We start from the raw sequence: 246 nt of genomic DNA on the forward strand, positions 1-246 counted from the left end.
GCAGCGCTTCAAGCAGTACATCGAGAAGCGCGGCGGCGAGTCCGGCGCCTGGCGCGGACGCATCCAGCCGGGCGGCGACACCGGCCCCACCCCCCTCTGACACCCAGGGCGCCCGCTCTTCCGGCCCTTCTCCGCCGGCCCGTGTTCCTGAAGCGTCCGTGTCCCCGACGCGGGGAATGTGTGGTGTTTCGGTCATCTCGGTGACATGCACCTGTCCATATCGCTCTCCTGGTGGCACGCTGCCCT

1 pseudogene is annotated in these 246 nt (G+C 69.5%); it reads left to right on the forward strand.

What is annotated here, in order from left to right:
* Window positions 1-100 (forward strand): annotated as a pseudogene (locus tag QC385_RS43930) (SRPBCC family protein); the annotation flags it as partial.
* Between the last annotated feature and the right edge of the window lie 146 nt (window positions 101-246).

The organism is Streptomyces sp. DH10, assembly GCF_029813805.1.
In the GTDB taxonomy this organism is placed as follows: domain Bacteria; phylum Actinomycetota; class Actinomycetes; order Streptomycetales; family Streptomycetaceae; genus Streptomyces; species Streptomyces coeruleofuscus.